18 protein-coding genes are annotated in these 21,385 nt (G+C 42.8%); 8 read left to right on the top strand and 10 right to left on the bottom strand.

What is annotated here, in order from left to right; all coding sequences use genetic code 11:
* Positions 1-107: 107 nt before the first annotated feature.
* Both H6G97_RS08575 and H6G97_RS08580 read right to left on the bottom strand, forming a co-directional pair.
* Positions 108-1,388 (bottom strand): vWA domain-containing protein, encoded by a 1,281-nt coding sequence (locus H6G97_RS08575; RefSeq protein ID WP_190940216.1) that lies wholly within the window; start codon positions 1,386-1,388, stop codon positions 108-110.
* Positions 1,385-2,641 (bottom strand): vWA domain-containing protein, encoded by a 1,257-nt coding sequence (locus tag H6G97_RS08580; RefSeq protein WP_190940217.1) that lies wholly within the window; start codon positions 2,639-2,641, stop codon positions 1,385-1,387. The genes H6G97_RS08575 and H6G97_RS08580 overlap by 4 nt, the downstream gene beginning before the upstream one ends.
* Before the next feature lie 238 nt (positions 2,642-2,879).
* Between H6G97_RS08580 and H6G97_RS08585 the strand changes: the two genes are divergently transcribed.
* From H6G97_RS08585 to H6G97_RS08595, 3 genes are all read left to right on the top strand, one after another.
* Positions 2,880-3,542, top strand: coding sequence for an ATP-dependent Clp protease proteolytic subunit (locus H6G97_RS08585; RefSeq protein ID WP_179067383.1), 663 nt, complete (start codon positions 2,880-2,882; stop codon positions 3,540-3,542).
* A gap of 164 nt (positions 3,543-3,706) precedes the next feature.
* Positions 3,707-4,318 carry an ATP-dependent Clp protease proteolytic subunit gene (locus H6G97_RS08590; protein WP_190910433.1) on the top strand — a complete coding sequence of 204 codons (612 nt, stop codon included), beginning with the start codon at positions 3,707-3,709 and terminating at the stop codon, positions 4,316-4,318.
* A 230-nt stretch (positions 4,319-4,548) separates the two neighbouring features.
* Complete coding sequence (locus H6G97_RS08595) at positions 4,549-5,172, top strand: J domain-containing protein (RefSeq protein ID WP_190940218.1); 624 nt, start codon at positions 4,549-4,551, stop codon at positions 5,170-5,172.
* 489 nt (positions 5,173-5,661) lie between these two features.
* Here H6G97_RS08595 and H6G97_RS08600 read toward each other — a convergent pair whose 3' ends face one another.
* A complete protein-coding gene (locus tag H6G97_RS08600) occupies positions 5,662-6,861 on the bottom strand; it encodes an aminotransferase-like domain-containing protein (RefSeq protein WP_190940219.1) in 1,200 nt (399 codons plus the stop codon).
* Positions 6,862-6,994: 133 nt separating this feature from the next.
* Here H6G97_RS08600 and H6G97_RS08605 point away from each other — a divergent pair, with 133 nt between their 5' ends.
* The 4 genes from H6G97_RS08605 (at position 6,995) to H6G97_RS08615 (ending at position 11,241) form a co-directional block, all read left to right on the top strand.
* A complete protein-coding gene (locus tag H6G97_RS08605) occupies positions 6,995-7,351 on the top strand; it encodes a transporter substrate-binding domain-containing protein (RefSeq protein WP_338421634.1) in 357 nt (118 codons plus the stop codon).
* On the top strand, positions 7,302-7,604 hold the full coding sequence (locus H6G97_RS52290) for a type 2 periplasmic-binding domain-containing protein (protein ID WP_242054851.1): 303 nt from the start codon (positions 7,302-7,304) through the stop codon (positions 7,602-7,604). The genes H6G97_RS08605 and H6G97_RS52290 overlap by 50 nt, the downstream gene beginning before the upstream one ends.
* A 260-nt stretch (positions 7,605-7,864) precedes the next feature.
* Positions 7,865-9,841 (top strand): serine/threonine phosphatase, encoded by a 1,977-nt coding sequence (locus tag H6G97_RS08610; RefSeq protein ID WP_190940220.1) that lies wholly within the window; start codon positions 7,865-7,867, stop codon positions 9,839-9,841.
* 116 nt (positions 9,842-9,957) lie between these two features.
* Positions 9,958-11,241, top strand: a complete 1,284-nt coding sequence (locus tag H6G97_RS08615) for a protein kinase domain-containing protein (RefSeq protein ID WP_190940221.1) — start codon at positions 9,958-9,960, stop codon at positions 11,239-11,241.
* Positions 11,242-11,329: 88 nt separating this feature from the next.
* On the opposite strand, the gene H6G97_RS08620 is transcribed toward H6G97_RS08615, so the two are convergent.
* From H6G97_RS08620 to H6G97_RS08650, 7 genes are all read right to left on the bottom strand, one after another.
* On the bottom strand, positions 11,330-11,548 hold the full coding sequence (locus tag H6G97_RS08620) for a DUF4327 family protein (protein WP_190940222.1): 219 nt from the start codon (positions 11,546-11,548) through the stop codon (positions 11,330-11,332).
* Positions 11,549-12,538: 990 nt separating this feature from the next.
* A complete protein-coding gene (locus H6G97_RS08625) occupies positions 12,539-12,874 on the bottom strand; it encodes a XisI protein (protein WP_190940223.1) in 336 nt (111 codons plus the stop codon).
* Positions 12,862-13,281, bottom strand: coding sequence for a XisH family protein (locus tag H6G97_RS08630; protein ID WP_190940224.1), 420 nt, complete (start codon positions 13,279-13,281; stop codon positions 12,862-12,864). The genes H6G97_RS08625 and H6G97_RS08630 overlap by 13 nt, the downstream gene beginning before the upstream one ends.
* Before the next feature lie 317 nt (positions 13,282-13,598).
* Entirely contained in the window at positions 13,599-15,815 is a 2,217-nt protein-coding gene (locus tag H6G97_RS08635) for an O-linked N-acetylglucosamine transferase, SPINDLY family protein (protein ID WP_190940225.1), read from the bottom strand.
* Positions 15,816-16,048: 233 nt separating this feature from the next.
* On the bottom strand, positions 16,049-16,651 hold the full coding sequence (locus tag H6G97_RS08640; RefSeq protein ID WP_190940226.1) for a type IV pilin-like G/H family protein: 603 nt from the start codon (positions 16,649-16,651) through the stop codon (positions 16,049-16,051).
* A gap of 473 nt (positions 16,652-17,124) precedes the next feature.
* The gene (gene bioD, locus H6G97_RS08645) at positions 17,125-17,814 is read right to left on the bottom strand and encodes a dethiobiotin synthase (RefSeq protein WP_190940227.1); all 690 of its coding nucleotides are present in this window, start codon (positions 17,812-17,814) and stop codon (positions 17,125-17,127) included.
* A complete protein-coding gene (locus H6G97_RS08650; RefSeq protein ID WP_190940254.1) occupies positions 17,814-19,562 on the bottom strand; it encodes a serine/threonine-protein kinase in 1,749 nt (582 codons plus the stop codon). Before H6G97_RS08650 ends, bioD begins: the two co-directional genes overlap by 1 nt.
* Before the next feature lie 742 nt (positions 19,563-20,304).
* On the opposite strand from H6G97_RS08650, the gene H6G97_RS08655 reads away from it, so the two are divergent.
* The gene (locus tag H6G97_RS08655; protein ID WP_190940228.1) at positions 20,305-21,321 is read left to right on the top strand and encodes a ribose-phosphate pyrophosphokinase; all 1,017 of its coding nucleotides are present in this window, start codon (positions 20,305-20,307) and stop codon (positions 21,319-21,321) included.
* The last annotated feature ends 64 nt before the right edge of the window (positions 21,322-21,385 follow it).

The following is a 21,385-nucleotide window of genomic DNA, read 5'->3' on the forward strand; positions in this document are numbered from 1 at the left end:
TCAAAATACCCAACTGAATTCTGACTTCTGATTTCTTCTCCAACATTTTTGAATTAATAATGATAGTATTTTTTTTCACACCGTTAATCAGCAAAACTGAATTTTTATTATTCCTGTAAAACAGTTTTTGATGCAATTCTAGTCTTCTTGAGATCAGCTTCAGAAAGTTCTTCTCCAGCTTGCAGGCGTGTAGCGGAAGTTTGCAACACTGTTGCTGCACCTTTATCTCCAATTTGTAAAGCAGTTTTAGCAGCTGTTTGTAGCATCGTAGCTGCACCAGTGCGATCGCCTTGTTGCAATTTCGCCTCGGCTAACTGAGTTTGACGATACTTCGCTAATGCTAAAATAGATTGCTGCACCTGGAGATTCAAGTCCGGTTGATAGACCTGCACTACATCTGCATATACTGGCATGAGAGGCGAAAGTAAACCTTCTTCGTTAACCAAAGGGTCATCATAACGGATTTGTAGATGAGCGATCGCTTGTTTCCCTTCTGGGAATTGTCCCAGATAAATGTTCGCCAAAACTACCCGTTCTACATCCTGCATCAAATCTCCCAAACGTACAGCAAAACTACCATCAGCTTCCGGTTCCACTGGTAACTCGATTGTGTCTGGGGCAACTTGGGCAATGGGTTTAAGTTCTGCTAATCGGATATTAGGCACTAGAGATAACAACAAGTAGGCATTAGTTAGCCCAATAGACTGAATCCGTCCAAACAGTCGGCTAAATTGCTCCACAGCTTGTTCAGGGCGTTCAATATGCGCTAAAGTCCCACCACCGACATCGGCAATTTTTTCTAGCAAATCCTGATTCCAGCTATTGCCAAATCCGAAAGTGTTGATAGTTAGGTTCAGCTTGGCAGCCTTTTGCGCCAATTGAAGACAGCGCTTGTTGTCATCTCGCCCAATATCCCACTTCCAAATCCGCAAACCGCTTTCACCATGCCCATCCGTCAGTAGAAACGCCTGGGAAACAGCGCCTCTTGTCCCCTTCATCAGTTCTGTAATTCCCAATTCCAAACCCTCAGCGATCGCAGTGCCGCCGCTAGCAGTCAGTTTGCTTTTTATTTGAGATTTGATGCTTTCGGGGTCTAGGATCGCTTGGTTAGGGATAATGACTTCCGCAGTACCAGAAAAAGCTACAACTGAAATGCGATCGCCTACTTTCAACCGATCGATTAATTGTTCCACAGCCTGGATCACCGTTTTAATTGGGTGTCCATGCATGGAACCACTTTTATCTAGAATCAAGCAGAGGTTAAGGGGGAGATTTTGGTCAGACTCACCAGCGATAGCCGAAATCGTTATTGCTAGTTGACGTTGGCTACTTCTTTGAGCCATATCAACATTATTGTCATTTAACGCCGAGAGCAATTTAACTTTCATTGAGGAGGATTATCTTGCAAAACTGTTTTGGAGACAATTCTGGTTTTCTTGCGATCGCTTTCAGATAAATCTCTACCAGATTGTAGCTGGGTGGCAGAAGTTTGCAACACCGTCGCTGCACCAGTATCTCCCATTTGCAAAGCAGTTTTCGCAGCCGTTTGTAACATTGTCGCTGCACCAGAGCGATCGCCTTGTTGCAATTTCGTTTCGGCTAGCTGGGTTTGGCGATACTTAGCTAATGCCAAGATAGAATGTTGCACCTGGGGATTCGGGTCTGCTTGGTAATTTTTCACTACATGGGCGTAAACGGGTATATTTGGTGTAACTAAACCCACTTTGTTGGCAGCTGGGTCATCGTAGCGGACTTGGATATTAGCGATCGCTTGTTCACCTGCTGGCAATTGTCCCAAATAAATATTAGCTAAGATTACCCGTTCTGCATCTTTCATTAAATCTCCCAACCGCACAGCGAAACGTCCATCAGCTTCTTGTTGCAGTGGTAACTCAATTGTGTCTGGGGAAACTTGGGCCACAGGTTTGAGTTCTGCTAGCCTGACATTGGGCATCAAGGAGAATAACAGATAAGCATTAGTCAATCCTACCGTTTGAATGCGGCTAAACAGGCGATTAAACTCTTCCACTGCCTGTTCGGGTTTTTGAATATAAGATAAACTACCTAAGCCAGCATCAGCAATTTTTTCTAAAACATCTTGGTTCCAATTGTCACCAAATCCCAAAGTGTTTAAAGTCAAATTATAGCTAGCAGCCAATTGAGCGAATTTTAAACAGCGACTATTATCACCGTGTTCATTTTCCCCATCGGTTAATAGGAAGGCTTGGGAAACAGTATCTTTTTTCCCCTTTGCCAACTCCTCAATCCCCAAACGTAGCCCTTCATCAATCGCAGTTCCACCATCGGCGGCAAGGCGATTAATTTGCTGTTTGATTTTCTCTGGATTTGCAATCACTTGACTGGGTACTAAGACTTTCGCGCGGTGATCAAAAACTACAACACTGAGGCGATCGCCAGGATTGAGTCTATCTACCAAACGAATTGCTGCTTTTTTCACCGTTTCTAGCGATCGCCCGTTCATCGAACCACTATGATCGAGAATTAAGCATAAATTCAGGGGTACATGGCGATCTTGATTTTCTGCGATCGCTGAAATCGAAATTCCCAACTGACGTTGACTGTTCAGTTGATTTGCGTCCAAATTACCATCATTCAAGGCAGGCTGCAAATTAACCTTCATAACTTAAAGTCCCTATTCAGGATATACATATTAAAAAATAACTTCAAAGCAACACTTTAACTCTACGGAAAACCTATCCAACACAAATACACTAATATAATCAGAATATCTTAGAAGCCAAGCATTGGCAGATGCGAAGCCACCTTCAGCATTAGGGAGAAATCCGCACCTTAAGGAAGGCTGGCATCGCGCTAGGATGTATTACAGTTAACGGCATAGTTTCAGGCGATCAGTTGCTATGGACATTTCCCCAATCAAGGCTGTTCAAGCCCCATATTACGGCGATAACTTTTACCGGACACCACCGCCAGATTTACCTTCCCTCTTATTGAAGGAGCGGATTGTCTATATTGGGATGCCACTGGTACCTGCTGTCACGGAATTAATCGTGGCCGAATTGCTGTTTTTGCAATCCGACGACCCCGAAAAACCGATTAAAATCTATATCAATTCCACCGGCACTTCCGGTTACAGTGGCGAACCCATTGGCTTTGAAACCGAAGCCTTCGCCATCTATGACACCATGAAATATATCAAACCTCCTATCCACACCATCTGCGTCGGTTCCGCGATGGGTATGGCAGCGATGCTCCTCAGTGCTGGTACAAAAGGTTGCCGCGCTAGTTTACCTCACTCCTCGATTATCCTGCATCAGCCCAAGAGCTACGCCCAAGGTCAAGCAACGGATATTCAAATTCGCGCTAGGGAAGTTTTGGTAAATAAAGGGGCCTTAGTTGATATCTTGCATCGCACCACTGGACAGGCTCCAGAAAAAATTACTAAAGACATGGATCGGTTGTTATATTTAACACCCTACGAAGCTAAGGAATATGGACTGATTGACCGAGTTTTTGAGAAAGAAGAACTCGCAAATCCCCCACTCCCGGCGAGTGTCCTTTAATTTGTCCTACCATGCGGGTACTCCGTTGGAGAACTCGAAGAGTAGCCGCTGGCGCGTCGATGTCATTCGTCCTTTGTTAATAACTAAAAATTATTAATGACCAATGACTAATGACCAATGACTAATGACCAATGACTAATGACTAATTAAAAACGGAGTAAATTATGCCTATAGGCGTTCCTAAAGTTCCTTACCGGATGCCCGGTGGACAATATACAGATTGGATTAGTATCTATGATCGCCTTTACCGGGAACGGATTATATTCTTGGGGCGAGATGTTGATGATGAAATTGCCAATCAAATTATCGCTGTGATGCTGTATCTGGACTCAGATGATCCAGGTAAAGATATTTATTTATACATTAATTCCCCCGGTGGAATGGTTACATCTGGCATGGCGATTTTTGACACCATGCAACATATCAAATCAGATGTAGTGACTATTTGCGTCGGTTTAGCGGCTTCAATGGGGTCTTTCCTACTGGCTGCTGGCACCAAAGGCAAACGGCTAGCATTGCCTCACTCACGGATTATGATTCACCAGCCTTCAGGTGGCACTCGTGGACAAGCAAGCGATATCGAGATTGAAGCTAGAGAGATACTGCGGATTCGTCACCAGCTCAATGGCATTTATGCTGATAAAACAGGTCAGACCATAGAAAAGATTGAAAAAGATATGGATCGTGACTTTTTCATGTCTGCCGAAGAAGCAAAACAATACGGTTTAATTGACCGTGTGATTGAAGAACGAACCTCTATAGTAGCAGGGGAGTAGGGAAGCAGAGGGGATGAGGAAGCAGGGGGAGCAGGGGAGGCAGGGGGAGCAGGGGAAGAATTATAACTCCTAAGTCCCGATTCCCGATTCCCGATTCCCCATTCCCTTCGCTAAAGAAACTGTCAACATTGAACTTTAAAATCACAAATTAGCCCTTATTATTAATAGTTCAGGCTTAAAGCAGATAGCTGATAGCCTCTAGCTGGATATTCGATAGCTCATAGCTCAAGATGGATCTTGGAGATTGCTACCGTTTACTAGGTTTAAGATCGGGAGCCTCTTTTGCTGACATCAAATCGTCTTATCGGCGATTGGCACAGCAATATCATCCCGATATTAACCCAGATGACAACAAAGCCAAAGATAAGTTTATTGCGTTGACAGAGGCGTACAAACTCCTGCTGACGGTGGTACTGCCAGAAGAAACTATTGCACATTCAAGTCAGGTGTCAACATCTAGAGGTAATGATGCCAAGGCAACGCAACGGCAGAAAACACCAGTAACAACGGTGACAAGCCAAGAACCAGGGAAACCAAAGCCGCCGAATCTATTGGAAATAGAAGAACGGCTGAAGTGGAAGACTTATGAGCAATTGCAGCGATTTTTGCAAGAAAGACGATTTCCGCAAGCGATCGCCCTGGCGGAAGCTTTAGCAGATCGTTTATCAACAGATGCAGAAGTTCGCCAATGGCTAGCGATCGCTTATCAAATTTGGGGACGGGCGCTAATTTCTGAAAAACAACTACTCAAAGCTAGAATTTATCTCAAAAAAGCTTTGAAAACAGATCCTCATAATAAAAGTCTCTGGTATGAAGTGCAGCGCGATTTCCAACGCTTAGAACAAATTTTTTAAAGTTTACAAAATTTTAAATCTCGTTTCCAGGTTTAAAAGGATGTTTGAAAACTCCTCTTCTCGGTAAAAAAAACGTTCAGATCCCCCTAAATCCACGCCAGTTGCTCATGGGGTAAACCCCCTTCTCTACGAGACGCTCCGCGTTGGCGGAAGCCTCTCGCAGAGAAGGCGCTAGCCTCTCCCTTTGGGAGAAGACCGCACTGGCTCCCCGATAAATTGGGGGACTTTGACTCCGGTTCCCCCCTTTTTAAGGGGAGCCAGCGCGGTCTTGGGGTCTCCCCAAGTGGAGCGACTGGCGTGGGTTAGGGGGGATCAATGAGTGCAAAGATACAGCCAACTACTTTTCAAACAACCTCTAAGAAGGAAATGCTTTTCGTTGCGGTTCTACGGCTTAGACGGAAGGCGGGAACCTTCCAAAAGCCATTCCCAGTCTCTGACTGGGAACGAGGTAGAATTACGAATTACGAATTACAAATTACGAATTACAAATTACCCCCATCTGCGCAACACTGCGCCCAAGGTGGCGATTCCCTCAAGAATCTTCTCGGTTGTTTGAAAGCTAAAAGCTAACCTGATGGCATCATCTCCCTGTCCATTGGCATAGCAGCGAGTCCCTGGTAGAAAACTGACGCCGTGTTCATTGGCAGCAGTTAGGAGTGATTGAGCGCTAATATTTGGTGGCAATTTACACCAAACGAAAAAGCCCCCACCTGGTCGCAAAGCAACGACATCGCTAGGAAACTCGTGAGCGATCGCTTCTAACAACAAATTACACTTATGGTTGTAACAGGCGATTAGCTCCTGAATGTGATAATCTAATTTGCCTGTAGCACAGTAGCGGGCGACCACATGGCTAACAAATGGCCCTACAGGCCCCTCACTTTTGAACATTGCCAACCGCTCAATAATCGCTGGATCCCCACAAGCCCAGCCTAGCCGGATACCAGGCGCAATAATTTTCGAGAAGGTACTGACGTATAAAACCCACCCTTCCTTGTCAAGACTTGCCAAGGAGGGCACAGTTTCATCTTGGAAGCGCAAATCGCTATAAGCATCGTCTTCCACCACTAAAACGCCATACTCAGCCGCTAACGCTACCAACTTTTGGCGGCGAAATAACGGCATAGTAGTGCCTGTGGGATTATGAAAAGTGGGGATAGTGTAAATAAACCGGGGTCGAATGCCTTGTTTCTTGAAATCGCTCAAAGTTTCTTCTAGAGCATCTACATCCATTCCCATCTCATCTACAGGAATGGTAATTACGCGTGCGCCAGCCTGGACAAATCTACTGACTACTCCCAAAAAGGTTGGGCCTTCGACAATTACGACATCACCAGGTTCAACAAATACATCTGGTAGCAAGCCGAGAATCTGACCAGAACCATAGCCAATGATCAGGCGATCGCGATCAGCAGCGATTCCTTTAGCCTGCAAGCGGAGGATAATTTGCTCATACAATTGGGTTGAAGGTGGGCCGTAATTGAGAGCGATCGGAGCCTCTTCTGCTAGCACAGCAGCACTTGCAGCAGCCAAATCAGCATGGGGAAAGAGAATTGGGTCAGCTAGACCATAAGCAAAGCTGACAGTGATGATTTTGGTTAACTCTGTACCATAAGTTGGTGGTGCGATATTTCTAGCTCGTTCGGCGAACAAATCAGTAATTCGATAAGCAGAAGTGGTACAAGCCATAAGCATTCAAAATTGAAAGTCAGAATAGAGAACACACAAAAAGGCAATTAGGGAAAAATCATACGTATGTATTATTTCTTATAACATCATGACAAGTATTGTAAATATTAATCACTAGAACGAAATTACTATAGTGAAATTAATTAACTTCAAGTGGGAGCAGCTAATTCTAAGCTTAGGCTGCCTAATACTGATTATTGGCTGTCAGAGTTTGTATCTCACTATTAACCCAGATGCTAAACCCACCTTTGTCCCTTTTGAATTTCAAAAGGCTGACGGTAACTTAAAAGGTTTCGATATTGATTTGATGAATACGATTGCAAAGGTAGCAGGTTTTGCAGTCCAGTTTAATTCTGGGCCAGAATTTTTCCAAGACTTGCTCAATGGCAACGTTGATGCTGTGGTTGGCGATGCTTTTGCTACTTTGTATGCGATTCAAAATGGCAAACTCCAAGGCATCAGAGTTGTCTGTTGCCGACCTTCTGACTGAAGAATACTACGGGATTGCTACGCCAAAGGATTCTCCCCACCTAGATGAAATTAACAAAGGTATAGCGGTTCTCGTTTACGTGAGGTACACCCGTAAGGGCACGGCACTGCCGTGCCCCTACACCTTGCAATATAATCTTGTACCGCATCTGAATGGGAACCGCTATATAGCGACTTTGTTATCCAACGGCACTTACAAGCAAATTTATCAAAAATGGTTTAATGGTGAACCTCCACAATTGCCAGACTCTTAACAATTGGGGATTGGGGATTGAGGATTAAATATTTCAAGCTCTTCCCTAGTTTCTAGCCTCCAGTCCCCATTTATAAAGAATTCGTTGCCAATATATTAAATATTGATCGAATATGCGTCACAATTAATACTGCCACCAATATTAATTGATAAACTACAATCTCTATGTAAGTCTACTTTAGTCAGGGATAGCCAATTGTGGCACCTTGGATCTTATAGTGGCTAGAAGCACCTTGGAACGGGAATAGAGGAACTTCCACTATGCTGATTTGCCCTCAGTGTAAATTTGAAAACCCCAATAGCAATAAATTCTGTCAAAGCTGTGGCACATCCCTGACTCACAAGGTCTGTCCTGAATGCAGTACTGATGATGTCCCTGTGAATGCACTAAGTTGTTATAACTGTGGCACGGAATGTGGAACAGTGTTTTGGGCAATTATTACTAAAGAAACGACTGGGGAAGCTTTAGGAGAGCAAAAAGATTTGGGAGATAAGGAAGTAATATCCTCCTCATCTCCTCTATCCCCAAGTTTTCAGATTCCATTAGGCTCCTATTTAGACTCCCAAGAGCGCTATCAATTGTTAGATCCGCTACCTACCCAAACGGAAACTGCCACCATTACTGATGTAGGTGTGAGAGTTTTAGACTGCCAGCCGTATCAAATATCACCCATTGAGGCAGTGCTAGTAAGTCAGGAATCAGATTTGCTAACCCCCTCAGTCGAAGCAAGTGGAATTCCTCACCTTGCTAAACTTTATATTGCCTTACAAGCCCAAGGTGAGCGGGGTATACCGCCGATTCACGATGCATGGCAACAGGGTGATATACAGGTAGTCATCATCGAAGATCGCTCAGATTGGCAGCATTTAGTCGACCTATGGCAAGAAGAAACAACGAGTTCGTTAAAAATTTTACACTGGTGTTATGAAATGACCCAACTTTGGGCAGTGTTGGAACCACTAAATTGTCATCAAAGCCTTTTAGATTTGTCGAATTTGCGATTGGATGAGGATCAAACACTAGCACTACAAAGGTTGTATGTAGAATCATCGAATTCTCAGCTTGCCACTGAGTTGCCAGAAGATGCCCAAGCCGAAACATCTGCCATTCCCGAGGAACCGTTAACTATCCAAGCTTTGGGGCGCGTTTGGCAAGCGCTATTTCGGCAGTCTCAACGCACTCAATTTGGCTCTGTAGTCCAAATGTTGGGGGATTTAGAGCTAGGTAAAATTGAGACGATCGCACATTTGCGATCGCGTTTAGAGGAAATCTCTATTGAACTGGAAGCGTTAGGAACCGCAACTTTGCCCCCAATAAAGGAGAAAAATACTGCTGTGTCCACTATCCCGCAATCAGATGAGCCAGAAGATATCAGTAGCAAAGCTGATGATATGCCAACTGTTGTGCTAGCGATGCAGTTAAGTAGTTTGGAAGATGCGGGACGCACAGATGTGGGTCGGCAACGTCATCATAACGAAGACTACTTTGGCATTGAAACCAAAAGTAATAAACTGGAATTTCCTAAAAGTCGAGTTCTGCAAGGGCATGGTTTGTATATTCTCTGTGATGGTATGGGTGGACACGCTGGCGGCGAGATAGCCAGTGAGTTGGCAGTCAACACCCTACGGCAATACTTTCAAGAACACTGGATTACAAACCAACTGCCAACGGAAGATAGTATTCGTGAAGCAGTGTATTTAGCTAATGAGGCGATTTACAAACTTAATCAACAAGATGCCCGTTCTGGAGTAGGGCGTATGGGTACAACTCTGGTAATGCTGTTAATTCAAGATACTCAAGCAGCAGTTGCTCATGTAGGAGATAGCCGTCTCTATCGCCTGACGCGCAAGCAGGGGCTAGAACAAGTCACAGTAGATCACGAAGTTGGGCAACGGGAAATTACGCGAGGAGTGGAAGCAAGCATCGCTTACGCCCGCCCAGATGCCTACCAACTCACCCAAGCCTTGGGGCCTCGTGATGAGAAGGCGATTAATCCCGATGTCGGCTTTTTCGAGATTAATGAAGATACTCTTTTGCTGTTGGTATCGGACGGTCTATCAGATAATGATTTAATAGAAACCCATTGGCAGACTCACTTAGAACCCTTACTTAGTTCTGGCGCTAACTTAGAACGGGGCGTTACAGATTTAATTGAGTTGGCCAATCAACACAATGGTCATGACAACATTACTGGTATACTAATTCGGGCAAAAGTACGCCCAAATTTGGAAAGTTGAAAATTAGGGGATTGGGGACTGGAGACGGGAAACTGGGAAATAGTTCTTCTACTCTCTAATTCCCAATCCCAATCCCTAATCCCCAATCCCTGATCATTTACCTTGTAGGTTGTATTGTGGTTAGTCTGACCCTGTTAGAACCGCAACAGAAAACGCCCCTCCAGCAGTGGTGCTTTGAGAACTCCTCCATAATTCGGATTGGTCGAGCGGCAGATAATCACGTTGTTTTAACTGATAGTTTAGTTTCGCGGCATCATCTAGAACTTCGACAAGTCGGTTCTGCCAGCAATGGCGGTACTTGGCAGCTGATTAGTCAGGGTACAAATGGGACTTTTCTCAACGGTATCCTTGTAATTCAGAGTCCGTTACCAGATAATTCTCTGTTGCAACTCGCGCAGGGAGGCCCAATACTGCAATTCCAAATTCAGGATGTAACAGTACTGGAAACTAGTGTGCGATCGCCACAAATGCCAGGGACAGAAGAAAATGCTGTTGAGACATTCTACTCAGCAAAATATCTGGCAAATTCATCCTACACTTGCACGCACGAAGGTAACTCGCCAAATAATTTATTCTGCATCCACTGCGGTCAACCTCTATCAGTGCAACAGAAGATTCGACATTATCAGGTGTTGCGAACTCTCGGACAAGGAGGGATGGGTACTACCTATCTCGCTTGGGATGCGGCTGGTCAGATTGTGGGTATACCTAAACTGCTGGTATTGAAGGAAATGAATGCTGATATGGCAAAGATTGCCAAAGCTCAAGAGTTATTTGAGCGGGAGGCGCACACTCTCAAATCCCTTAACCATCAGGGAATTCCCAAGTATTACGATTTCTTTGTAGAAGGTGGAAAGAAATACTTGGCGATGGAACTAATCCACGGACAAGATTTAGAAAAACGTGTCTATACCACTGGCCCAGTCACACCAAGCCAGGCGATCGCTTGGATGACTCAAACTTGTGATATTTTAGAATATCTTCATAGCCAAGAGCCTCCACTAATTCACCGCGATATTAAACCCGCCAACTTAATGGTGCGAAGTTCGCTAGATCGCATAGTGGTACTTGATTTTGGCGCTGTTAAGGAAATTGGTACAGCGCCCGGTACTAGAATTGGTGCAGAAGGTTACTGCGCCCCCGAACAAGAACGAGGACAACCTTTGACTCAATCTGATTTATATGCAATTGGGCCAACACTGATTTTTTTACTCACAGGCGAAAACCCTTTCAAGTATTACCGCCAACGGGGGCGAAACTTCAGGTTTGATGTGGCAAAAGTTCCCACCATTAGTTCCCAATTAAGAGATGTGATTGACCGCGTTACAGAACCATTGCCACGCGATCGCTATCAAACAGCAAGGGAATTAGCTACAGCGTTGGCTGCCTGTAAAGTTTAGAGAGTGGGGATTAGCGAGTTAGTAGTTAGAAGTTAGAATTCTTCCCCTGCTTCCCCTGCTCCCCCTGCTTCCTCATCCCTCCTATTCCCTATTCCTCATCCCAAGTTTCTACAGCTAGCAATTCACTAACTGGGTCTTGCATACTAAACCCAAAGTCTATCAGTTCCTGTTTCCAGTGCTGCCATTCATTACCGTAGAGCAAAGCGATTTTCCAGATGCTATCGCTTGGCTTGATAATGTTCGATTCTATGAGTGATTGCACGTTTCGCTGCAATTTCACCATCGGGTGAATCACTTTTTGAGTCATAACCTCGATTGAATTCTGATTTTGTTGGTAAATACTTAATTAAAACTGCTTCCCATTCTGCAATTGTTGCCGGGTCGTAGAGTGGGGTAATTTGGTAAAGCTAGTCTCAACTTTTTAACTATACCATAATAAACTCTACTAAGTTAGTACTAAATTCGGTTTTGTACGGTAATTACGACCACAAAACCCCAATTTTACCAAGCATTCCTTAAACTTTTGCCAAGGTGGGTAAGGCTTCAGGGTAAAGGATTAAGGGATGAAGGGCTAAGGGATGTTTCTGTTTTCCCTTTTCTCCTTCACCTGTTTCCCTTTTCTTTTTCCTCTTTACCTTTACCATTTTTCAGCAAGAGTGCAACACTACCTTTTGTTAGATATCTGTATGTGGATGCCGAGCAAAATAATTAGTTGTTTGGTAAGTTGCACTAACTGGTCTGACTGAGGACGACTGGAAAAATTCTATTTGTTGGAATCACAAAAAATATGTGTGTTTGTTGAGTAACCTATATGACACGGGCTAGTTTAAAAGTTTTTGACTGACAGAGAAATTTGCAATTGAGTAGAAATGTCTGCTGTTTATTTATTTAAACGTTATTTACAATATCGCAAACATCTGGCATTAGGTAGATTCATCGCAAATCTTTATATAATCTTAATATTTTGCTTAATTAACTAAGACTTGGAAGGTTTTGGTTTGAACAAGTAGGAGCGATGCCTACGGCGGTAAACTACGCATGGCAAAATTGTCGTTACAGCATGGGCTACAGTCTACGAATTATCGGCGCTTTTCTCTAACGAGACGCTACGCGTTCAAGTAGTGTCTGGTAGAGATGGCATCTTCTCTGCGAGACGCTGCATATTGGTGGAAGCCTCTCGTAGAGATATGGCGGTTCAATAAATTAAGCTTTTTGGTGATTTAGAGGTAGCTATAACTTCTGATACCAACAAGAGGACTTTTCAAATATCCTCTAAAGGTGCTTTTCAAAAAATTGCCTAACCCACTGCATATTCTGTAAACTTCCTCATGAAAGGAGACTGGAATCCTAACACAATATCCTCTTTTGGAACTCCCATAGTGACCAAATTTGCCGCAATATCATCTTCTGTGCCATTCCACTGAAGCCAAATTTTTTCACCCTTAATATCAATATGGATGATGCAGCTATGCACCCAATCTTGACCCTCCCAGCCAACATGAACTATCTGGTAATGGTCACGTTCTATATCAAAAATATTCTCAACGTCTATATTACTGTCAGCGGGTTTTTGCTCACTATACTCCTGCAATATCTGCTGTACAGTCTGGCGATAGTGGGCTAGCTTATCCATTTAAAAATTACCTCTTGTTCAACATCATAAATAATCATTTTGACTTCATTCTCTTCAATCATGGCTTGGGGAAAATCAAGTTGAAAAAATGTTTTATAAGTTGTCACAGGTACTGCTAAAAATAAAACACGCTCTGGCTGTCGTCGCTTTAATGCGCCTCTATAGTTGATAAACTGCCCCAATGCTGTATGAAATTCTGAGATTGCAGATGATTTCTCCAAAAAACTCTTAACTTCAACAGCAATTTTTTCTCCTTTCCGCTCTGCCGCAATGAGCTTTTCCGCAGCTAAATCAATAGATAGATTCACACCACCTACGCTAATTGAGAGGGGGTCATGAGTAATCTGCCAACCATCCTTCTGCAAAGCTTTTTTGACAACTTCATGAAAGACATCTTTAGCAGACATATTTATTTACAATTGCATTTCTTATTTTTATATTACCTCTTGACCCAATACACTTGGGTTATAGCGGTTCCCATTCAGATGCGGTACAAAATTATATCGCAAGGTGTAGGGGCACGGCATGCCGTGCCCCTACGGGTGTACCTCACGTAAGCGAGAAACGCTATAAGCCCAAAAAGCTACATTATGTAGGTTGGGTTGAGGAACGAAACCCAACGTTTTCAAGCCTTTGTTGGGTTTCACTCCGTACCCCTACGGGGAAGCAAGCTACAACCCAACCTACAATTATTCTTAACTCAAGCGTATTGTAATATGAAAGCTTATTTTCCTTCAATATAGCTTTGCCACATCTGCTCATAAGCTTTTTCCATATCGCGGGTAAACTGCTTACCATTCCATAGCGGCGCTGTCTGACGGGACGCTTTTAGTTTCAAAGCAACTTGCTGACGTAATGCCTCATCCTTCCCCAAGCGCACACCCCACTCTATATATTCTTCATCAGTCCAAGCAATACCTTCTGTGATACCCGCATTCATCATCATGGTGTAACTATTACGAGCGGCAAATTGCTCTCCAACTCTAGTTACTAAGGGAATACCCATCCAAAGGGTTTCTAAGGTTGTAGTAGCTCCGTTGTAGGGATATGTATCTAATACAACATCAGCAATTGTTAAATTCGCTCTGTGGACTGCTTCAGAGGGATCTTGAGGCAAAAATCGCAATTTGGAACACTCCACACCCTCTTCTTCAGCTATTTTGTAGAAAAACTGTTTAATTGCTTCTTCTTCAGCGTCACCTTTAATCAAGAAGTAGCTATTTGGGACTTCTTTGATTATTCTCATTTGCCATTTTGTAGTTTCAGGGTGACGTTTATATCCTCGTTGAGCGCTGAGATAGATTACAGCATCGCTAGGAATATCTAACTCGTCTCGACGTAGTGTAGGTACACCCACTTCAAAGCCATCAACAGCTATATAAGTATGGGGTAATCGCCAAATTTTCTCTGTATAATAATCTTGGGCTGAATCTGGTAATACATAAGGGTCAGCGATGAAGTAATCAATTGCAGGTATACCTGACGCATCCCAACCTAGCCAAGTTACTTGAATTGGTGCTGGCTTGAGTGCCATTACTTCACTGCTAATATCTAGGGTGATACTATCTAGGTCTACTAAAATATCTATTTCATCTTCATATATTTGTTCAGCAATTTCAAAGGCATTAATTCCTAACTTTCGAGCCTTATAGGATTGATCTACATACCATTCTTGTAAAAAATCATCTACGAGTTTATAGTTAACCGAATAGTTATAAATTTCAAATTTATCTCGATTATGATGCTGTATTAGCCAGCGAGCTAGCCAGCCTACAGAATGTCTTCTTAAGGCATAAGATACATATCCGATTTTTAAGGGTTTGGTAGAAATTCCTGAACTTTGATTATTTATAATTCGCTGTGAGTAACGCGCTGTTTCTTCACCAGCTATAGCTTGAATATTATTCTGGAATATTTGCGCTATTTGATTATGAATTTTTCTAAACTCGGCTGGACTATCTTTAATATGTGGTAGTGCAAAGGATGGGGTAAGTAGACGTAGAGTTCTCACTTTATCTACTGCAAGTGGCTGGGCTTTGATAAATTCTTGCAGCACACATTCTAACTCTTGGCTAGTTGAGCATATTTCTTGCCAATATCCGCCAGCAGTCATCAACCCACGTAACACCAAATGAATAGCAAAAATTTTATCAGCTAGTTTTTTTGATAGAGAATAACACAATTTAGCCTTTTCTATTCCCAATGCATAGTTCTGAGAATTTTGATAAAAAATAGCTAAATGCCGTAAAGTTTCTAGTTCTTCTGGATCTAAGCGCAAATATAACTCTAAAATCTGCGCTGCAAGTTCAGGCTGCTTGAATGTATGACCAATTTTAATTGCCGCAGGTAAAAGTATACATAAGCTTTGATGTGAATTTGCAAAGTAAGGTAAACAAGCTTCTACCAAGTCTAGATATGATGGATGTAAAGGTTGAGTTTCAAGAACTTGTTGTAAGACTTGGTTTAATAATTCTGAATTTAAATCTACAATTTCTCTAGAGTTTAATAATTCGATAATTCCCGACTCATTTAATTGTATGCCATCAAAATTATCTAGTTGGATAGACAGTTGAATAATCTCTAATAAATTATTGATATCAGAGGGATTGATTTCTCGAATATGCTGACGGATTAGCCAGGATATAGAAAATTCTTCGAGATGTTCTCGTCGTTCTGCTTCTACTTGTAAAACTTTAATTAATTCTGTTGTGTGAAGTTGAATTTTTTCTTCTTCAATTTCTGCTATTGCTAGCATCCAAGTCATTTGTGCTTCTGCTTCTTGCCCTTGTAACAGTAAGGTTAGCCCCAGATGCCAGTAATTGGAAATTACTTCAGGTTCAGCAGCAATTGCTTGTTCATATAAATATGCTGCTTGAGCATATTCACCTGCAACTAAATGTTGATAAGCTTCAGCCTGAAAATTCGTGATATTAGTAATCATCAGTAGTTAAGTAAGTGGGGATAAAACAGTAAATACTCCCTGTCTCAATTAATAATACCCATTTAATAAGCGAAGTAATAAAATGGGTAATATTATGAAGGTCAGAGAGTATTTGACGATTATTTAAATAAATAAAAGTGGATAGAAAATTCTATCCACTTCTACCCAGTACTTAACTCAACTGAAGAACTTGCTTGAGAGGTTGAGTAAGACTTTATGAGTGCATAAATTATTTACTTAGCTAAAGATACATATTTGCTTTCTGCACCTCCAGGGCAACTTGTGGCACTTCCGTCAGTAGGAAGATCAGCGGCAGCAAATTCTTCTGCACCAGTTGCTGCGCCAGGAACGTTATTAGGTACTTTAGATTCACACAACATAGTTATAGTAGTTGCCTCACTTGTGGAAGAAACAATAGAAACACCTGCTCCACCGGCATAAACTTTAAGAGGAGCGCCCGAAGTTTTTAGTTTGGCTTGATTAGTTACAAGCTTATCCTCACCCTTAATCCTATACTCATAATTTTCAGTTTGTGTTTTCACACCTAGACCTAACTGACCAAAAGCCGTAGCACTAGTTGCATCGTTAGTAGCAGAGGCAAACTTACCGTTTTCTAGATAATATGCTTGCTGCGCTCGGTTCATTGAACCAACAATTGTTTTTGCTTCAGACTGTTTCGCTTTATTTGCTTGGTTCAAGAAAGAAGGTAGAGCAATAGCTGATAAAATACCAATGATGATAATAACAACCAACAATTCGATTAAGGTGAAACCTTCTTCGTTTTTCTTTTTGTTGAGGATGTGTTGGATAAACTTTGCTTTCAATTCGGTTTTCATAAGTGTTTTCCCTGTATTAGGAAGTGGTTGTGTGTTCTAGATGTAACTTACCCACTCCCGTTTTGTTTCATATCACCCCACCAAAAAATTTTTTGACTAAAAAATATAGCGTTTCTATTTTGGATGTAATGCGCGGTATGGGCGCATAGATGTGCGCACCTACGAAATACCCATATTCCACATAATTGAACACAACTAAACCTCGTCTACCTTGAGAACTGTAGTTTTTCGCCAAGAGACTGAGATTGCTTCCTTAGAGGTTGTTTGAAAAGTGTTTCGCTGTGACTTTACGTACTTTTAGATCCCTCCCCTTAAAAAGGCTACGGTGTATACACAAGTCTTCTAGAGTTGCGCCAGAGCCTTTAGATCCCCCCAACCCCCCTTAAAAAGGGGGGCAAAAAGCAAAAGCTCTCAAAGTCCCCCTTTTTAAGGGGGATTTAGGGGGATCTAAAGGGCATCGAAGAAATGCTAGTTTAATCGTTCCGAAATATTAGGGTTTCCCAATCTAAATCTGATGCTATCTGAGCAAATTTATCTAAGTCAGTCAGGTTATCTAAATAAGGTAAACAGCCTAAAACTGGTGTGTTAGTAAGTGATTGAATCAATTGATATGGTGTCCAGTCGGCTATTTCTGCATCGGTGCGGGGTTGAACGCAGTTTAGAACAATGCCTTTGAGATTCACGCACGATTGTCTAGCTAATGCTACATTTGCCACTGCTTGAGCGATCGCTCCTAATCTCACTGGCACTACCAATACTGTTGGTAATCGCCATTCTCCCGCTAAATCAGCTCCCGTCAATTCTTCGGTTATTGGCGAACCTAACCCTCCCAAAGCTTCTACAAGCACAAAATCACGTTGCGATCGCAATTTAGACAAAGCTTGCCACACAAGAGCTAAATCTACTTGGCGATTTTCTTTTGCTGCGGCGATGGGAGGAGCCAAAGGTGCTTGAAAATACAAAGGCGTAATCTCTTCAGCAGATTGTTCTAGCGTAAAAAGCTTTTGATACCACTCGCGATCGCCAATCCCTGATTGAATCGGTTTCATGATTCCCCAGCTACGCTGCGGGTAATATTTTTGCCAATAGGCCGCTAATGCTGTTGTTAAAACTGTTTTACCAGCTTCGGTATCAGTTCCAGTAATCAGTAGTGTGTTTAACATTAATTTCTCTGACCAGAAAATGGTTGTGTTTCATCAACTGGCGGAAAAGTTGGCGTTTCACCAGTAGTCGGAATTGGGAAGGGCGTCTCTGTCGGTGTTGGGATAGGTGTCTCTGTCGGAATTGGCAAGGGCGTCTCTGTCGGTGTTGGGATAAGTGTCTGTGTCGGAATTGGGAAGGGTGTCTCTGTCGGTGTTGGGAAGGGTATCTCTGTCGGTGTTGGGACGGGTGTCTCTGTCAGTGTTGGTTTGACTGGTTTTTCTAATGCAACATTGAGGTTGTAATCGCTTTCGGCAACTTCTGAAACCAGGGTTAACTCAATAGTATATCTACCAGTAACCAGCAACGTGTCTTGGTATGATGTTACTTGTTGACTTTTATTATCAATTGGTTGTTGATTAGGAGGACTTAAGATTGTTAGCAAAACGCTGCTTCCTGGGTCAATAAACGCAGTTAACTTGTCACCTTCCTGCCCTAAAAAAGTGTACCGAATTATTTGATTTGTTTTAAGAGTATCTTTAACGGTGGCTGTGTTATTTGCTCCCAGATCGAGGCGCTTACTAGATACGACAGGTTGATCGTCGGTGGGTGTGGGCGTGGATGTAAATGTAGTCCCACCAGAAATCACTGGGGAAGGGAAATTTTGCGGAAGTGTTTCATCTGGTGTGTTTGACTGGCTGCGGATGGAACTGACTAGTGCCCAAGAACCGAATCCGGCGACGATCACGACAGCAATACCAATTGCTGCGATCGCTAACGGATTATCCAAGAGTGAACTAGTGGTATCTGGGGGAATCACAGGATCGGGTTGTTTTTTCTTGGGCGAAGCAGCTGCTGGTGGTACTGAGTCAGGACGGCGGCCAACAGCTATTGTCTGCAAGTTAGACGCATTCAAGCGAGGAAGACTGATTTGCTCTGAAGCTTGTAGTGCTTGAGACACACTAGCAGCACTTTGATAGCGATCGCTCGGTATATGATTCAACATTCGATTCAACACCATAGTAAATCGCGGACTCACTTTTACCCATCGTTGCCAATTCCAAGTTAGCTGGTTTTCATCAAATAGATCCCTTGGTTCTTTACCAGTGAGCAAAACAATTGCACTCACCGCTAATGCATACAAATCACTGCTAGGGTAAGCTCCCCCTGTTTGCATTTGTTCACTGGGAGAATAGCCTAATTTTCCCACAGTGGTTTCTGGCATTGCACTCTCTGGCGATCGTAAACGCGTCGCTAGTTCTTTTACCACCCCAAAGTCAATCAACACAGGTTTAGCATCACTATCCCGCAAAATAATATTTTCTGGCGAGATATCTCGGTGAATAATCCCTCGACTGTGAATATGCTCTAAAACAGGCAACAACAACTGTATTAGCTGCAATATTTCAGCCTCTGTGAAAGTTTGACCCAAAGCTTGACGTTCAGCCAACAGAGTTCGGTACGTTTGACCCGCAACGTAGTCCTCCACCAAAAATAAGCGTTGGTCTTGCTCAAATCTTTCCCGGAATTTAGGCACTTGTGGGTGTTCGATTTGATACAAAATGGCAGCTTCTCGGTGAAAAAGCTCTTGTGCCTTCTCCCAAGCCAAAGGCGAACTTGCTGTTGAAATCAATTCCTTGATCGCGCAAAGTTCGTTAAACCGCCTCTGGTCTTCTGCCAGATAGGTTCTGCCAAATCCTCCTTCTCCGAGAATTTGAATTATACGGTAACGGTTTTGCAAGACAGTGCCAACTGTAATGGGTGGTTGCATCATCGATTAATTGAGTGTATTAGCAACTGAGGAGGAAGTCACCCACAAAGATTAAGTCCAAGAGGCAACACAGTTATATGCAGCGATATTTTACCTTACCTAATGGGTATACCCCTAGTTAGGAGTATACGCAAAGTTAGGCTTCCAGCGTCTTATGCAACTCTGTTAACTGTCCACAGTAATCTTGGCTGCCTGGGGCACGGCACATCAACAAAGAGGTAAAGAGCAGGTGTAACTGCTATCAGCCCTGCACCAGAACCCATACAAATGAGAGTTTGTTAACCAGCAATTTGATGTAGGAATTTATTATATTAATTAAAACTAAAAATTAAATCTGCCAGTTTATTTATTTCCTGCTAGTATCATAGAATATAATTAGATACCCGGTTAACACTTAGCCACAAGTGTTCTCCTGTCTAAAAATAAACTTCAATATTACTTAAGTGGTCAATGCTTTACTGTCAGTTATCAATGAGGTAGTTAGAAAGAGCAATCTATCACACCAATCTTTGAGAGATTGGGGTTATTTACCTCAGTCCAAAAAACTTGAACTGTAGACCTAGTGGACGGGCTTGATATCCATTAAGCTATAGTTTGCTTACCAAGAAAATTAGACAGTTAGCAAATGATAATTTTATAGGAAAATGTTTAAATTTTGTATGGAAGCTTCAAAAAAACTCACAGATGTTTTTTTAGGCGATTTCTCGGTTAAATCTATTAAATCTCTAATGATAATATTGCTATGAATGCACATAGAGGATCTGCTGTGCTCAGTTCTGCAACTTTCAAAGTGCAACCATCTGCAACGGGACTGATCGATAATCATCGTCTTCGGCTGTTTTCTGGCTCTGCCAATGTACAACTGTCTCAAGAAGTCGCTCGTTATGTGGGCATGGACTTGGGGCCAATGATTCGCAAAAGATTTGCGGATGGAGAACTTTATGTTCAAATCCAAGAATCAATTCGGGGTTGTGATGTCTATTTAATCCAGCCATGCTGTCAACCTGTCAACGACCATTTAATGGAATTATTGATTATGGTTGATGCTTGTCGTCGGGCTTCTGCACGACAGGTAACAGCAGTAGTTCCTTACTATGGTTATGCCCGCGCCGATCGCAAAACGGCAGGACGAGAGTCAATAACCGCCAAGCTGGTTGCTAACTTGATTACTGAAGCTGGTGCCAATCGCGTTCTAGCAATGGATTTACACTCGGCTCAGATTCAAGGTTATTTCGATATACCCTTTGACCATGTTTACGGTTCACCAGTATTGCTGGATTATCTAGCAAGCAAACAACTGCCCGATCTTGTCGTTGTTTCCCCCGATGTTGGTGGTGTAGCAAGAGCGAGGGCATTTGCGAAAAAACTGGGTGATGCTCCACTGGCGATTATTGACAAACGTCGTCACGCCCATAATGTTGCAGAGGTCTTAAATATCATCGGTGATGTTAAAGGCAAAACGGCAGTATTAGTGGATGACATGATCGACACCGGGGGCACAATCGCCGAAGGAGCGCGATTACTGCGTGAAGAAGGAGCGCGTCAGGTATATGCATGTGCAACTCATGCAGTGTTCTCTCCACCAGCAATAGAGCGATTATCTAGTGGCTTATTTGAAGAAGTCATTGTTACAAATACCATTCCCATACCAGAAAACAACCGTTTTCCACAACTAGTCGTGCTGTCAGTAGCTAATCTGTTAGGAGAAACTATCTGGCGGATTCATGAAGATACTTCAGTAAGTAGTATGTTCCGCTAGTCAATACAAAGACTATCATTCGTCTTATAGGCTTAAATTCCCCACACTTACCCCTTGATTGGGC

It is taken from the genome of Nostoc flagelliforme FACHB-838, from assembly GCF_014698065.1.
In the GTDB taxonomy this organism is placed as follows: Bacteria; Cyanobacteriota; Cyanobacteriia; order Cyanobacteriales; family Nostocaceae; genus Nostoc; species Nostoc flagelliforme_B.

What these genes read in the sequence shown, in the direction of transcription:
- H6G97_RS08585 (WP_179067383.1), top strand. Translation starts at nt 2,880, where the DNA reads ATGGACATTTCCCCAATCAAGGCTGTTCAAGCCCCATATTACGGCGAT.
- H6G97_RS08635 (WP_190940225.1), bottom strand. Translation starts at nt 15,815, where the DNA reads ATGATTACTAATATCACGAATTTTCAGGCTGAAGCTTATCAACATTTA.
- H6G97_RS08655 (WP_190940228.1), top strand. Translation starts at nt 20,305, where the DNA reads ATGAATGCACATAGAGGATCTGCTGTGCTCAGTTCTGCAACTTTCAAA.
- H6G97_RS08620 (WP_190940222.1), bottom strand. Translation starts at nt 11,548, where the DNA reads ATGACTCAAAAAGTGATTCACCCGATGGTGAAATTGCAGCGAAACGTG.
- H6G97_RS08610 (WP_190940220.1), top strand. Translation starts at nt 7,865, where the DNA reads ATGCTGATTTGCCCTCAGTGTAAATTTGAAAACCCCAATAGCAATAAA.
- H6G97_RS08600 (WP_190940219.1), bottom strand. Translation starts at nt 6,861, where the DNA reads ATGGCTTGTACCACTTCTGCTTATCGAATTACTGATTTGTTCGCCGAA.
- H6G97_RS08630 (WP_190940224.1), bottom strand. Translation starts at nt 13,281, where the DNA reads ATGTCTGCTAAAGATGTCTTTCATGAAGTTGTCAAAAAAGCTTTGCAG.
- H6G97_RS08595 (WP_190940218.1), top strand. Translation starts at nt 4,549, where the DNA reads ATGGATCTTGGAGATTGCTACCGTTTACTAGGTTTAAGATCGGGAGCC.
- H6G97_RS08625 (WP_190940223.1), bottom strand. Translation starts at nt 12,874, where the DNA reads ATGGATAAGCTAGCCCACTATCGCCAGACTGTACAGCAGATATTGCAG.
- H6G97_RS08650 (WP_190940254.1), bottom strand. Translation starts at nt 19,562, where the DNA reads ATGCAACCACCCATTACAGTTGGCACTGTCTTGCAAAACCGTTACCGT.
- bioD (WP_190940227.1), bottom strand. Translation starts at nt 17,814, where the DNA reads ATGTTAAACACACTACTGATTACTGGAACTGATACCGAAGCTGGTAAA.
- H6G97_RS52290 (WP_242054851.1), top strand. Translation starts at nt 7,302, where the DNA reads ATGGCAAACTCCAAGGCATCAGAGTTGTCTGTTGCCGACCTTCTGACT.
- H6G97_RS08575 (WP_190940216.1), bottom strand. Translation starts at nt 1,388, where the DNA reads ATGAAAGTTAAATTGCTCTCGGCGTTAAATGACAATAATGTTGATATG.
- H6G97_RS08580 (WP_190940217.1), bottom strand. Translation starts at nt 2,641, where the DNA reads ATGAAGGTTAATTTGCAGCCTGCCTTGAATGATGGTAATTTGGACGCA.
- H6G97_RS08640 (WP_190940226.1), bottom strand. Translation starts at nt 16,651, where the DNA reads ATGAAAACCGAATTGAAAGCAAAGTTTATCCAACACATCCTCAACAAA.
- H6G97_RS08590 (WP_190910433.1), top strand. Translation starts at nt 3,707, where the DNA reads ATGCCTATAGGCGTTCCTAAAGTTCCTTACCGGATGCCCGGTGGACAA.